13 protein-coding genes are annotated in these 13889 nt (G+C 71.6%); 7 read left to right on the top strand and 6 right to left on the bottom strand.

From position 1 onward, the window contains the following. Positions 1-154 precede the first annotated feature (154 nt). From FXF51_RS00940 to FXF51_RS00955, 4 genes are all read right to left on the bottom strand, one after another. A complete protein-coding gene (locus FXF51_RS00940) occupies positions 155-3379 on the bottom strand; it encodes an AfsR/SARP family transcriptional regulator (RefSeq protein ID WP_148432273.1) in 3225 nt (1074 codons plus the stop codon). 331 nt (positions 3380-3710) lie between these two features. Continuing rightward, the gene (locus FXF51_RS00945) at positions 3711-4187 is read right to left on the bottom strand and encodes a hypothetical protein (protein ID WP_148432274.1); all 477 of its coding nucleotides are present in this window, start codon (positions 4185-4187) and stop codon (positions 3711-3713) included. A gap of 26 nt (positions 4188-4213) precedes the next feature. Continuing rightward, positions 4214-4423, bottom strand: coding sequence for a hypothetical protein (locus FXF51_RS00950; RefSeq protein WP_148432275.1), 210 nt, complete (start codon positions 4421-4423; stop codon positions 4214-4216). 43 nt (positions 4424-4466) lie between these two features. Next, positions 4467-5102, bottom strand: a complete 636-nt coding sequence (locus FXF51_RS00955) for a TetR/AcrR family transcriptional regulator (protein ID WP_262379231.1) — start codon at positions 5100-5102, stop codon at positions 4467-4469. Positions 5103-5173: 71 nt separating this feature from the next. Between FXF51_RS00955 and FXF51_RS00960 the strand changes: the two genes are divergently transcribed. Both FXF51_RS00960 and FXF51_RS00965 read left to right on the top strand, forming a co-directional pair. Beyond that, the gene (locus tag FXF51_RS00960; protein WP_148432277.1) at positions 5174-5998 is read left to right on the top strand and encodes an SDR family oxidoreductase; all 825 of its coding nucleotides are present in this window, start codon (positions 5174-5176) and stop codon (positions 5996-5998) included. A gap of 201 nt (positions 5999-6199) precedes the next feature. After that, the gene (locus FXF51_RS00965) at positions 6200-6865 is read left to right on the top strand and encodes a maleylpyruvate isomerase family mycothiol-dependent enzyme (protein WP_148432278.1); all 666 of its coding nucleotides are present in this window, start codon (positions 6200-6202) and stop codon (positions 6863-6865) included. A gap of 124 nt (positions 6866-6989) precedes the next feature. Here the strand turns inward: FXF51_RS00965 and FXF51_RS00970 are convergent, their stop codons facing one another. After that, positions 6990-7877, bottom strand: a complete 888-nt coding sequence (locus FXF51_RS00970; protein WP_148432279.1) for a sigma-70 family RNA polymerase sigma factor — start codon at positions 7875-7877, stop codon at positions 6990-6992. 137 nt (positions 7878-8014) lie between these two features. Here FXF51_RS00970 and FXF51_RS61725 point away from each other — a divergent pair, with 137 nt between their 5' ends. From FXF51_RS61725 to FXF51_RS60355, 5 genes are all read left to right on the top strand, one after another. Continuing rightward, complete coding sequence (locus FXF51_RS61725) at positions 8015-8353, top strand: serine hydrolase domain-containing protein (RefSeq protein ID WP_222871062.1); 339 nt, start codon at positions 8015-8017, stop codon at positions 8351-8353. 9 nt (positions 8354-8362) lie between these two features. Next, positions 8363-9067, top strand: coding sequence for a serine hydrolase (locus tag FXF51_RS00975; RefSeq protein ID WP_222871063.1), 705 nt, complete (start codon positions 8363-8365; stop codon positions 9065-9067). Between the two features lie 11 nt (positions 9068-9078). Beyond that, positions 9079-10053, top strand: coding sequence for an MFS transporter (locus FXF51_RS00980; RefSeq protein ID WP_148432280.1), 975 nt, complete (start codon positions 9079-9081; stop codon positions 10051-10053). 247 nt (positions 10054-10300) lie between these two features. Then, positions 10301-11506: a cytochrome P450 gene (locus tag FXF51_RS00985; protein ID WP_148432281.1), complete on the top strand. Its 1206-nt coding sequence runs from the start codon at positions 10301-10303 to the stop codon at positions 11504-11506. Positions 11507-12422: 916 nt separating this feature from the next. Then, on the top strand, positions 12423-12572 hold the full coding sequence (locus FXF51_RS60355) for a hypothetical protein (protein ID WP_187414092.1): 150 nt from the start codon (positions 12423-12425) through the stop codon (positions 12570-12572). Between the two features lie 101 nt (positions 12573-12673). Here FXF51_RS60355 and FXF51_RS00990 read toward each other — a convergent pair whose 3' ends face one another. Next, positions 12674-13771 (bottom strand): hypothetical protein, encoded by a 1098-nt coding sequence (locus FXF51_RS00990; protein ID WP_148432282.1) that lies wholly within the window; start codon positions 13769-13771, stop codon positions 12674-12676. Positions 13772-13889 lie beyond the last annotated feature (118 nt).

Raw genomic sequence — 13889 nt, forward strand, 5'->3', positions numbered from 1 at the left:
TGCTCGGTGCGAGACCACACGGGAATGATCTTCCGCTGCGCCATACATCCGCCATAGAGACGGCATTCTCATCCGTGCAGCCCGCACATCACTCGCGCGCATTCACTACGGCGCCGTCCGCGAACACGGAAATGCCAGGAGAGATCCCTGGCCGTCACATCAGCGTTCGCGGAGCCTGTTTCTCACCGGCGGAGTACCGCTCGATCAGGGTGGCGACCTCGGCCGACTCCGGCGAGGAGGTCGCGTCGAGCAGCTCCAGCGCGCTCCGCCACGCGTCAAGGGCGGCGGACGTGTCGCCGACGTCATGATGGACGTCCCCCAGAGCGCGCAGCGCGAGGCCGTGGCGGCGCGGCACGCCGATGGCCTGGCAGATCGCCACCACGTCCGCCAGCATCGCGGCGGCCTCCCGGTCACGGCCCAGCCGGCGCAGCACGCCGGCCTGCTCGAACAGGACCCGGGCCTCGCCATGGTGATCGCCCAGCTCGCGGTTGACGGCCAGCGCCTGCCCGAGCAGGTCCTGCGCGGCGGCGAGGTCCTGCTGCTCGCGCCGCGCCATGGCCAGCCCCAAGGTCGCGTACGCCGTGCCGCGCGGGAAGCCGATCGCGTCGAAGCGCTGCTTGGCCAGCCGGAAACAGGTCTCCGCCGCCGCGTGACGGCCGCGCGCCAGCTCGATCTCACCCAGCACGATCCGGCTGAACTCGCACGCCCGCCCCTTGTCGAGGGTGCAGGCCGTCTGCATGGCCCGCCGGATGTACCGGTCGGCCAGCTCCAGCCGTCCGTGCGAGAAGTGAACGCGCCCGATCCCGCGCAGCACGGTCACCTCGGTGCCCCGGTCGCCGGCTTGCGCCAGCGGCCCCGCCGCCTGCTCGTAGCAGACCATCGCCTCCTCGCCCCGCCCCTGCATGCGGTACAGCTCGGCCAGGTTGACCAGGGCCAGCGCCCGCCCGTGCCGATCACCGGCCCGCTCGAACAACGCCGCCGCCTCCTCGAACGCCTCCCGGCAGCGGCCCACCTCGTCCTGGGCGAGATACAGCCTGCCGAGCCCGTTGAGCAGCACCGCCTGGCCGCGCACGTCGCCTGCCGCCTGGACGTGGCGTAACGCGATGTCGTGGGTGGTGCGCCACTCGTCGTGCAGGCAGCGGGTCTCGAACAGGTGCGCGGCGGTGGAGGCCAGCTCCCAGCACAGCTCCCCGGCGCCCATGACGGCACTCTGGCGTACGGCGGCCACGATGCCCGCCCGCTCGGCGTCGGCCCAGCCGAGCGGATCCCCGCCGACGTGGTCGTCCAGAACCGATTCCGCCGGCGACCAGAGCGGGCCTGGGCCGCGCGAGCGGCGGTAGTCGCCGCCGCACAGGTTGACGTGCGCCCGGCGGGTCAGCGCCAGCCAGACGTGCATGGCGCGACGCAGCGCGGCGTCCCGCTCGTCGCCGGGCTCCTCGGCCTCGGCGCGCTCGCGGGCGTAGACACGGGTCAGGTCGTGGAAGCGGTAGCGGACGCGGCCGGTGGGGTCGTCCCTGGTCACGTCCAGCAGCCGGACGTCCACGAGCTGCTCCACGACGTCCTCCGCCTCCGTGTAAGGACGGTCGAGCAGCGCGGCGGCCACCCAGGCCGCGAAGTCGGGCACCTCCAGCAAGCCCAGGAGCCGGAACAGCCGTCGCGCCGGGCCGGTCAGCCCCTGGTAGCCGACCGCGAGGCTGGCGCGTACCCCTTGGGAGCCGTGCGAGAGCTGGCCCAGCAGGTCGCGGCTGTCGCTCAGCCGCGTCACCAGCTGGGACACCGCCCAGTGCGGACGCGCCGCCAGCCGGGCGCCCGCGATGCGCATCGCCAGCGGCAGCCCGCCGCACAGGCGGATGAGCCGGTCGGTGTCCTCAGGCGCCTCGGCGGCCCGCTCGGCGCCGATCAGGTGCCGCAGCAGGTCGAGCGAGTCGGCGGGCGGCATCACGGGCAGGTCGATCAGGGCGGCGGCGGGCAGTGCGGTCAGCCGGTGGCGCGCGGTGACCAGCACCCCGCACTCCGGCGTGCCCGGCAGCAACGGCCTGACCTGCCCCTCGTCGGCGGCGTCGTCGAGCACCACGAGGTAACGGCCGCCCGCGAGGATGCTACGGTACAGCTCGGCCCGCTCGTCCAGCCCCGCCGGAACCGCCGCGCTGTCCACCCCGAGCGCCCGCAGCGACCGGCCCAGCGCCTCCTCCGGATCGATTGGATGGACACTGCCGCCGCGCAGGTTCACGTACAGCTGCCCGTCGGGGAATTCGTCCCGCATCCGATGAGCGACATGTACGGCGAGAGCGGACTTCCCGACACCTCCCTGCCCGGAGATCACGCACAGCGCCAGGGCGGCGGCAGCGCTCCCGGGACGCAGCGCATCCACCGCCGCCGTCAGCGCGCCCTGCCGTCCGACGAAGTCGGCGATGTCCGGCGGCAACTGGCAGACGCCACCCCCTCGCCCCGCCCGGGCGAGCAACTCGGCTGTCCCGCCCTGGCCCGGCCCGTCCTCCGCGTACCGCTCCTCCTGCACGGACTGGACGGAGGCGCCGCCCTCACCCAGAGCACGTTGCCGGCGCTGCGCGCGTCGCGAGGCGGGCTCGCTCTCCCCGGCGTCATCGTCCGGATGGGCCCGCCGCGCGAGCGACGCGGGATCGAGCACCGGCACGGTGCCGCCCAGCACGGCGGCGTTGAGCTGCTGAAGCTCCTCGGCCGGCTCCACCCCCAACTCGTCGACCAGCACCGATCGGGCCCGCCGGAAACACTCGAGCGCCTTGTCGCGCTGCCCCGACCGCGCGTACGCCAGCATCAGCAGCCGCCAGCCGCGCTCGTTCAACGGCTGCTCGGCGATGAAGACCCGCAGGTCCTCGATCACCTCCTTGGGCCGGCCGAGGGCGAGCTTCGTCTCCGCCCAGTCGAGCCTCGCGACGGCGAGCCGCTCGTTCAGCTCGCTCACCTGGGCGAGCAGTGGCCCCGCCAGCCAGGTGCCCTCCGCGGGCTTCCCCCGCCACAACCCCAGCGCCCTGCGGAACTGCAGGTCAGCGGCCTGCAACTGCTCCTGCCGGGTGTGCCCGCGGGCCGCGCCCAGCGCCTCCTCGAACTGCAGGAGATCCACTTCCTCGACGCCGGCCTCCAGGAGGTACCCGACCTCCTTGGTGAGCAGCCGCGCCCCGACCGGCAGCGTCCTGCGCAGTTGGGTGATGTAGCTGTGCAGGTTCTTCACGGCCGACAGGGGCGGGTCGTCCCACAGCGCCTCCACCAGCCGTTCCCTGGAGACCAAGGTGTTGACGTTGAAGGTCAGGGCGGCCAGCAGCGCGCGTAACTTGCCGCTGAGCCGCACCGGCCGCCCGTCGATGCCGCACAGCTGTATCGGCCCCAGGACCCTGACCATCATGTCCACTACACGCGGTTCCTCTCCAGCGGATCACTTGTGGGTGCGTCCTCGGGACGGTTGTCGTTCGTGAGGTGGTCACCGACTTTCCTCGGGCACCGGCGAGACCGTATCGGACAAGATCGCTGGGGAGGTCGCATTCCCGGTAAGTGAGATCAAGTACGCCGTACCGTCTCCACCGGGAGTCGGCCCCATGGCGAGATACGCGTGGAAGGACCTGCCGGCTCGCTTCGGCAGGGCCCCGGGGTGTGGCCGCGGCGCTCATCCGGACCGGCCGTTCTTGTCAATGCGATCCGTAGGGTGACGGATGGCGACGCGCCGGGGCCGGGCCGGTTCACCAGCAGCGGCCGTCCAGGATGCCGCCCGAGTAGGTGCCGTCCACGTCGATGATCACCGGGCCGGTCGCGGTGCTCTCGTCCGTCCGGTCGCCCGGCTCGCCGACCAGCGTCCACGCCCTGACGGAGAAGTCGCCGGCCTCTCCGTCAGGGTCTTCGATCCTGGCCTGCCGGTAGTGGCTGAGCACCTCGTGGACGGGCCGGTCGGTGGAGATCGGGACGCGGATGGTGTACCAGCAGTCGCCGGAGTCGCCGCCGCTCGTCTCGGCTTGCGGGGCGAAGGAGCCGAACTCCGCACCGGCCGGCAGGGGATAGTCCTGGATGCGTTCCACCATGAGCGCCAGCCGATGGTCGTTGTACCACGCGGGAGCCATGACGATCGCGCCGAGCAGCACGAACGGCACCATCGCCCAGGCCAGGCAGCCGATCCGGCGGGCTCGTGGTGAACGTGCGGGCTCGTGTTGGGGGGCCGACATGGACTACATGATCGCGTACCGCCCGGTCATCCTGCTGTGCCGCAGCGGTCTCCCTTGCAGTAGCCGTTGCTGAGGATCAGCTGACCGCGCAGCACCGTGTAGGCTCCCGCGTCCACGCCGACGACCACCCCCTGGCAGGTGGGGCAGGTCAGGGAGCCGGCTCCCTGGGGAGCGCTCCTGGCGCGATCGTCCGCCTCGGTGGGCGGGTCTTGCAGTTCGGCGGGAGAGTTACTCATGCGACCACTGTGCCGCACGCCACCGACAATTCCGGTGGCGGTCCTACGCCGGTCCGGCGGGCGGGACCGCCCCGGCGGCGCCTCGGAGCAGGGGCCAGATCGCGGCGCTCATCTGCGCGGGCGGGCAAGGGCATCCGCGCCGCAGCCAGTCGAGAACGGCCCCCAGCAGCGCACCCGCGAAGAAGGCAGCCTCCGGGCTGTGGGCGATCGCTGACGGGTCGTCGGCATGGGTCCGGCTGTCGTCGTGGCGGTCGCGGTGGAAGTTGACGTGGATGGCGATGGCGAGCCGGTCCTGCATGTGGTTCATGACGTGGGCGCTGCCGTGGTCGCCGGCCAGGGCGCGGTAGAGGCGGGCGTGCCCGGCGACGTGCGTGAAGATCGCCGTCAGGGCGGCGGCGGCGCGTTCCTCCTCCTCGTCGCCGGTGGCCTGAGGGCGTCCGCCCAGCACGGGCGCGGCGGTGATCAGTTCGTCGAACAGGGCCGCGCACGCGCCGGCCGCCAGGTCTCCGACGCTGTCGTAGTGCTCGTAGAACGTCGAGCGGTTGACGCCGGCGCGCCGGGTGAGGTCGAGCACCGAGACGCGGGCCAGTTCGTGGTCCTGGAGCAGTTCGAGCAGCGCCGCCTCCAGGGCGGAGCGGGAGCGGTGGACGCGAGGGTCGGACGTCTGCGGAACCGGCACCCGCCTACTGTAGTATCCCCGACACATGTCGGAAAACCGTCATGTGTCGGATTAGTAGAGAGGTGTGGGGCATGGCGCGAGACGTGGTCGTGGTCATCGGCGTCGGCGGCATGGGGCAGGCCATCGCCCGCCGGCAGGGCGTCGGAGCCCACGTCCTGGCCGCCGACTTCAACGAGGCGCTGCTGGAGGCCACGGCCGGTGAGCTGCGCGGCGAAGGCTACGAGGTGACCTCGCAGGAGGTGGACGTCTCCTCCGCCGACTCCGTCGCCGCGCTCGCCGAGCGGGCCGCCGCCCTCGGCGAGGTGCGCGCCGTGGTGCACACCGCCGGGTTGTCGCCCGTGCAGGCCCAGATCCCCGCCATCCTCGGGGTGGACCTGCTGGGCGTCGCCCTGGTGCTGGAGGAGTTCGGGAAGGTCGTCGCGCGTGGCGGGGCCGGGCTGGTCATCGCCAGCATGGCCGGGCACTCGCATCCCGCGCTGCCCGCCGAGGACGCCCGGCTCCTGGCCACCGTTCCGGCCCGCGAGCTGCTGTCCCTGCCGATCGCCGCCGCCGGCCGGTTCGCCGACGCCGGGCACGCCTACGCCTTCGCCAAGCACGCCAACCTGCTGCGCGTCCAGGCCGCCAGCAAGCCGTGGGGGGCCAGGGGCGCCCGGGTCAACTCGATCAGCCCCGGGGTCATCGCCACGCCCATGGGTCAGGCCGAGCTCGACGGCGACCACGGGGCCGTCATGCGGGCGATGATCGACGCCTCCAACGCCGGGCGCGTCGGCACCCCCGCCGACATCGCCGCCGCCGCCGAGTTCCTGCTCGGGCCGGGGGCGGGCTTCATCTCCGGCACCGACCTGCTGGTGGACGGCGGGGTCACGGCGGTGATCCGCGCCGGGCAGCTCGGCTGACGTCGTGGCGCCGGTGCGCGCCCGTAGGCTGCTTACGGGTCGCGGGCGGGGCGTGCGAAGGGTCCGGGCGGGTGCGCGGAGTGCGAGGGTTCCGGGGGCGAAGGTTCGGGCGGGTGCTCGTGGATCAGCGATGATTTTGCCCGCCGGCGGAAGTCTCCACCCCCGACCTGATGCCTGAGTGAGCAGGAAAGGCTGTCTGACATGAGCGATCCAGCGCCGGAGACGCGCGGTGGCCGCGCGGCCGATCTGTGGCCGCTGGTGCACGTCGAGCGAGCGGCCCTGGCCGACGACCTGGCGGAGCTGACCGGCGAGCAGTGGGCGACGCCGTCGCTGTGCGCCGGGCTGAGCGTGCGGGAGGTGCTGGCGCACCTCACCGCGGGCGCGAGCCTCAACGGGGTGCGGTGGCTGGCGGGGGTGATCCGCTGCCGGTTCGACTTCGACAAGCAGGTCGCCATGCAGCTGGCCGCCCAGCTCGGCGCGACCCCTGCTGAGACGTACGACAGGTTCCGCAACGTCGTCGCGAGCACCGGCAAACCGCCGCTCCCTGTCTTGGCGATGCTGGGAGAGACGATCGTGCACGCCGAGGACATCCGGCGACCGCTGGGCGTCCGCCACGACTACCCGATCGGCACCGTCACCCGGGTCGCCGAGTACTACCAGGGCTCGGACCTGGTCGTCGCCGCCAAGAGGCGGATCGCCGGCCTGCGGCTCGCCGCCACCGACGGCCCCTTCGCGACGGGATCCGGCCCGCTGGTGTCCGGCACGACCGTGGCGCTGGTGATGGCCATGACCGGGCGTTCGGTCTACTGCGATGAGCTGGACGGTGACGGCGTCGCGATCCTGCGCGATCGGCGCGACATGAGGTGACGCGGGTGCTCGGCGCCTGGCCCGAGGGCCCGTGACCCCATCGAGGAGGAGCTGGGAGCGCGGACCGTCCAAAGATAGCGGCCCGGAGCCGGACCGAGCGGCGCGCGGGCGTCGCAATCGGGGGTCACGCCTCCAGGCGGGTGAGGTTGAGCCGGGTCAGCCGATCGGGGTCGGACAGGATGTCGATCGAGGCGATCCTGCCGCCGGAGACGGTGAAGCTCATGACCGAGATGACCCGTCCCTCGATGCTGTTGACCAGCCCCGCGAGCCCGTTGACCAGCGCCGGGTGGGTGGCGGCGCTGGTGGCCATGCGCTGGAAGACGTCGAGCCGTCCGGCCACGGCCGCGACGCCGCGCAAAACCGTCATGCCGCCCGCGAGCGCACCGCCGTCGGCGCGCAGCACCACGTCCGGGTCGAGGATGGACACCAGCGCGGCGAAGTCGCCGCCGCGGGCGGCGGCGAGGAAGGCGTCCACCATCCGGCGCTGACCGGCCGGGTCGGGGTCGGGGTTCGGGGTCGCGCCGCGGACCCGCTGACGCGCCCGGCTGGCGAGCTTCTTGGCCGCCGCCGGCGTGCGGTCCACGATGGGCGCGATCTGCTCGAACGGCAGGCCGAACATGTCATGCAGGACGAACGCCAGCCGTTCGGCCGGGCTCAGGGACTCCAGCACCACCAGCAGCGCCAGCCCGACCGAGTCGGCCAGCAGCGCCTCCTGCTCCGGGTCGCGAGCGTCCGCGCGGCTGATCACCACGTCCGGCAGGCGGTCGTCCAGCGACTCCTCGCGTCGCGACTTGCGGGCGCGCAGCATGTCCAGGCACACCCGGCCGACCACGGTGGTCAGCCAGCCGCCCAGATTGCCGATCTCACCGGAGTCCGAGCGCGCCAGCCGCAGCCACGCCTCCTGCACCGCGTCCTCGGCCTCGCTCAGCGACCCGAGCATGCGGTAGGCGACCGCCTTCAGGTGGGGGCGGTGCCCCTGGAACCGGTCGGCCAGGAAGTCATGGGGCGTCACGATCGCATTCCTCTCCATCAATGAACGTCATATCGATGACGCGGCGAACCTCGCAAAGGTGACCGCGTCACCTTTGCGAGGGACCGTCCCGTCATGCCGGCGACCGGCACACACGCACTGACGAGGGGTTGCCGACGATGGGCAGGACGGATGTTCACGGGACGGTCGCGGACGGCTTCGAGCAGGTACGCGAGGAGTTCGCCGCGGCTCAGGCGGACCAGGCAGGGGCGCAACTGGCGGTCTACGCGCACGGCCGGCTGGTGGTCGATCCGTGGGCCGGGGACGAGGTGCGCGGCGACACGCTGACCGGCGTCTACTCCTCCACCAAGGAGGCCGCGACGCTGGTGGCCGCGCTGCTGGTGCAGGAAGGGGCGCTCGGGCTCGACGAGCCGGTGGCGCGGCACTGGCCGGAGTTCGCCGCCGCGGGCAAGGGCGGGATCACGCTGCGGGACGTGCTGACCCACCGCTCCGGGTGATCGGGATGGATGGTGTACGAGGAGCGCGTCCGGGCCCCGTACGGGCTGGATCTCTTCATGGGGTTGCCCGAGGGGGAGGAGGGCCGGTTCCGGCCGGTCCAGTGGTGGGCGGCCACCCCGGAGCAGGAGGCCGCGTTCTGGTCGGACCTGCCCGGCGCGCACAGCATCCTCGGCATCGGGTACGGCCTCAACAGCACGCCGCCGCTCGATCAGGTGGCCTTCGCCAACACCCGCGCCGTCCGCGCGAACGGCCAGGCGTCGGCCGGCGGGGTGGGCAGCGCGCGCGGGCTGGCCGGGCTGTACGCGGCGGCCGTCTGGGGCCTGGACGGGCGGCCCCCGCTGCTCAAGCCGGACACCGTCGCCGAGTTCGCCCAGCTGCACTCCACCGGAGGCGACCTGGTCTGCGGCGACCAGGGCGACTACGCGCTCGGCTTCCAGGCCAAGGGGCTGCGGTACGGGTTCCTGAGCGCGAACGCCTTCGGGCACGACGGGTCGGCGGGTTCGGAGGCGTTCGCCGACCCGCGCGGCGGCATCGCCTTCGGCTACACCCGGCGCCGCTTCGGCTTCGGCTGGTCCTACCCGGAACACGACCGCCTGGCCGCCGCCGCCCACCGCGCCACCGTTCAGCGCGCCGCCCTCCACCCGGCTGCCGTCCACCCGGCTGCCGTCCACCCGGCTGCCGTCCACCCCGCCGCCGACCACCGCGCCGTCTGAGGAGCCGCACCATGACCACGCACACCGCTCCCCGTCCAGGGAGAAGCGGCCTCCTGCTCGCCGACACCTTCCCCGCCGGCCCCGCGCGCAACAGGGCGCTCGGCGTGTACGGCGCGATGGGCGGCCTGGGCTCGGTCGCCGGGCTGTTGCTGGGCGGCGCGCTCACCGAGTACGCGGGCTGGCGGTGGATCATGTTCGTCAACATCCCCATCGCGCTCCTGGTCCTGGCCGGAACGTTCGCCCCGGTGCCCGGCACCTGGGAGCGGGGCGGGCTCGACCTGCCGGGCGCGGTCACGGTGACGCTGGCCCTCGGCTCGCTGGTGTACGCGATCAATAGCCTCTCCCTGACCTTCGGCGCGGTCGCCGTCGCGCTGCTGGTGGCGTTCGCGTTCATCCAGCGCGGCGCGCGCAGCCCGATGCTGCCGCCGGGGGTGCTGGCCGACCGCGGCCGGGCCGGCGCCAACCTGGTCATGCTGCTGATGGGCGCCGGGCAACTGGCCACCTTCTACTTCCTCACCCTCTACATGCAGTCGATCGAGCAGTACTCGCCCATGACCACCGGCCCGGCGTACCTGCCGTTCGCCGTCGGCATCGGCATCGGCTCCGGCGTCATCGGGCCTCGGCTGCAGGCCCGTGCCTCCACCCGGATCGTCCTGGTGACGGGGATGGCGGTGGCCGCCGCGGCGATGGGCTGGTTCAGCCTGCTGACCCCTGGCCAGAACCCCCTCCTCGTGCTGCTGCCCGCCCAGCTCGCCGGCGGCATCGGCCTGGGCATCGGCTTCGTCGCGGCCACCATCGGCGGCGTGCGGGGCGCGCGCCGCACCACTCCGGCATCGCCTCCGGGCTGGTCAACATCAGCCAGCAGATCGGCGGCGCCCTCGGCCTGGCCGTCCTGGCCGGCATCGCCGTCGAGGCCACCGCGAGCCGACCGGCGGGCACGCCGCTGCCAGACGCGCTCACCAGCGGCTACACCGGCGGCATGCTAGGCGCGGGCGGCTTCTACCTGGCCGCGATCCTCACCGCCGTCCTCCTCCTGCGGCCCCGGGCAGATCGCGGCAGCACGCCGTCCCGCACACCGGCAAGACGCTGACCCAAATCCGGCGACGTGCGAATCTTCACCGCGAAGCTGACCGATATTCACGGAGACAGTAGAGCGTTACTTTTCTGACGCTCGATGCCGGAAGAGGCTGAAGCGCACGCATCACGTAAGTGAGAATCCCGCAGGAGGATGGCGTGGCGACACCCGCAGCCCCGAACGTCCCGTTCCTCGACGTCCTGGACCCCGCGTTCGACTTCGAGGCCCCGGAGGTCTACGCAGCGCAGGCGGAGAGCTGGTACGCCAACAGCCCCTTCGGCCTGCTCGTGCTCCGCTACGAAGAGGCCAACGACCTGTTGCGCGACCGCAGGCTCACCCACGACGGCCGCCGCTACATGGAGACGCACGGCATCACCGGCGGCCCGATCTACGACTGGTTCGTGCCGATGATCGTCAACCATGACGGCGTAGAGCACCGCCGCCTGCGCGGCCTGATGAACAAGGCGTTCACCGCCCGCCGGATGGCCCTGCTTCGGCCGTTCATCCACGAGCAGGCCGAGCGGCTCACCGGCCGCCTGGACGACGGCGGCACGCACGACTTCGTCGCCGAGTTCGGCATCCGGCTGCCGCTCGCCGTCATGTGCCGGCTGCTCGGCGTGCGGCCCGAGGACTACGACCACTTCGGCACCTGGACCGCCGACCTCGGCCTGGTCTTCAGCCTGTCGGGCGGCGACGACATCGTGGCCAGGCTGGAGGCCGCGGTCAACGGCCTGAACGACTACGCCGACCACCTGATCGACGACAAGATCGCGCACCCGGCCGACGACCTCAGCTCCGACCTGGTCGAGGCGTACCAGGCGGGCGACGGCCAGGTCAGCCGGGACGAGCTGCGCAACCTCCTGGTCACCCTCGTGTTCGCCGCCCACGACACGACCCGCCACCAGCTCGCCAACGCCATGATCGCCTTCTCGCGGCACCCTGACCAGTGGACGCTCCTCAGCCGGCAGCCGGAGCTGGCGCCGCAGGCCGTCGAAGAGGTGATGCGCTGGCAGCCGTCGTCGGGCAGCGTCTACCGGTTCGCGGCCGAGAGCTTCGACTACAAGGGGCTCGCGGTGGAGAAGGGGATGTACCTCACGATGTGCGTGAAGGCCGCGCAGCGGGATCCGCGGGCGTACAAGAACGCGGGGCGGTTCGACATCACCGAGGTCAGGGACGCGCCGCCGCTGCAGTTCGGCGCGGGGCCGCACCACTGCCTGGGGGCCGCGCTGGCGCGTGTCGAGGTGGGGGAGGCGTTGTCCGTCCTCGCCGCGCGGCTGGGGCCGCCGTCGGTGGCGGGGCCGGTGACCTGGCCGGGGCCGCTCGGGATCCAGGGCCCGGAGAAGCTGCTGCTGCGCTTCGGCTAGATGGGAGTTACCGGGTCGGCTGATCGGAGACCTCCCAGACGCGCGCCGCCTCGTCCGCGGCGCGCAGCGGGGCGTACATCCGCTGCCCGGCGGGCCGCGGACGTTTCCGCAGGGCGGCGGTGCCGGCTCCTGCGATTGGACGCCCTGCCGGATGAGGGCGGCCAGGCCTTCGAGGTAGTCGATCCGGCCAGCGCGGGATGTCCCAGGCGCAGGAGACCTGCGGGGAGCGCTTCATCGCAGGTGTCAGCAGGGGAGAAATCTATCTTCGGACACCAGTAAATATTGGTGTTAAGGATGAAAGGCAGCACTGATCACCACATGCCGCCTTTATCCCCCCAGACTGCACCCATCAGTGCGCATCCTGGTCGGAGTGGTGGACGTGATCAGTGTGCGTTCGCGTGTCCTATCAGCGGTTACTTGTCTCGTCACGGGCGGCGTGTCGGCCATCACGCACACAGCGTCCGCGGAGACGGCCCCGCTCGACTGCATTCCCAGCACACCGTAGGCGGAGCCGAGTCCGACGACATCGCCCACGGGTTCCGGCCCCGAGCCTGGCGGGCCGGACCAAAACCGTGGAGCGAACGACCCGGGACCCGAAGCGCGAGCCCCTCCTTCGCCCGTTCCGGACCGTTGAATGACCATTTCAAGCGGGTTCCCATCGATCAGTTGGAGCGCGATCCTCAGGTGAGAGAGCTCCAGAACGCGTGGCGGGCGATGAACACGGCGATCATCGCCATTCGCGAGTTCTCCGGATACTCCGCGAGAGCCGACGAGGATGAACGGGAAGGGGGGCTCCTCGTCACCGAATCCCGGTCCGGGTGATCAGTGCGGCTGGACGATCCGCCGTGCTCCTTCGCCTGGCCTGTCCGACCGTCACGAACGCCCATGCCGCGCCGCGGTCCTCGGCTCGGCGGAGGTGCAGACCTCCAGCGGGCCCTCACGCGTCGTGCACGGCCTGAACCAGGCCGCTGTCACCGCCCGACGCACCCTGCCCTGGAGCAACGGCCCCATGTGCACCATGAAGACGGCCGGGCCGACCTCGATCCACTCCGCCGACGAGTCCTGATCACGACAAGATCGAGCGCCACAGCCCAGCAACTTGCCGCTCAGCACCCGAGCCTTCTCGCGCGCGAGCCCATCGCGGCGTGGCCGCCGACTGCGGCCGGGCTAAGCGATCAAGGTGTACCAGCCCTGGCCGGTACCGACGTACTGGATGTCGGAATCCACCCAGGTATGGAAGACGACTGCGCCATCGGCCAGCTGCGTGACGATGTCCACCGCGGGCATGCCGGCGATCTCGGTGATGCGGTTGTCGGCGGACAAGTAGACCGCCTTCTGCTCAAGCACACCGGCGATCTGCCCATCGTCCCGCACGACCGCGGAACCCATCTGACGATGACCATACATCCCGGGAAACTTCACCCATCGCTCACCGTCGAGCCGCCACTGCGTTATGTGATGGCTGATGATGGCCCTCGAACCGTCAGGCGACAACTGGAGGCTGCCGATGGTCGTCGGCGGCAGATCCTTCCAGGACTTACCGCCGTCTGCGCTCACGGAGGTGCGCATCTCGTTCTCGCCGGTGGTGCGGGTCAGCCAGATCCGTCCGTCGCCGCCCTGCTGGACGATGGCAGGGCGCCCAGGAAACGGTGGTCGCGGCGAAACCGGGCCGGTGCCCAGCCGAATCAGCGTGAACTCGCAGTTCTCGTCCGGACGCTCGAGCATGCCGGTGTCCGGGCACGCATAGGCATGGTCGCCCAGCCGGGTTCCGAAGTTGTCACCCAGATTCGCTGCGAGCTGGGTCTCCAGTGGAGGCTCGCTCAAGGGGTACCTGGACCAGGTGTCCCCCTGATCGCGCGTCAGGTGGATCTCATCGCGGGTGACAAGGGAGACGGTGGTGGCGTTGAGCGGCAACCATCGAGGGGAGTCGTCGAGCCCGGTGTTGTACTCCATCTCGCTTGTTCGCCCGGGCATGGTCACCCGCTCCCAGGTCTTGCCTCCGTCCGCCGTGACACCCAGAGCGGACCGGCAGGACTCCTTCAGCGGATAGGTCTCCGGGCACGCGTCGACGTACGCCCACGCATGATGCGCATCGATGAGTATCACCCTTTTGTCCAGAGCGAAGTCGACGCCCGGGATGGCGACCTCACGGGCGGCCCGATCCCAGGTGTTCGGGATCGGGCCACGCGGACCTGACGCCTCGAGATCCGGCGCGCACGCCGAAAGGACGGCGGCTGACATCGCCGCCGCAACGATACGTGCCATCGGTTTGACCACAGGAGAAGTATCGAGCAGCGGAGCGGTCCAGCGTCTCCGTACGATGGCTCAACAGCCCATGAGTGGCCTACTCAGGTACTTCTTCAGGGACCATCCGATCCTTCTT

Source organism: Nonomuraea sp. PA05, assembly GCF_008086045.1.
GTDB lineage: Bacteria > Actinomycetota > Actinomycetes > Streptosporangiales > Streptosporangiaceae > Nonomuraea > Nonomuraea monospora.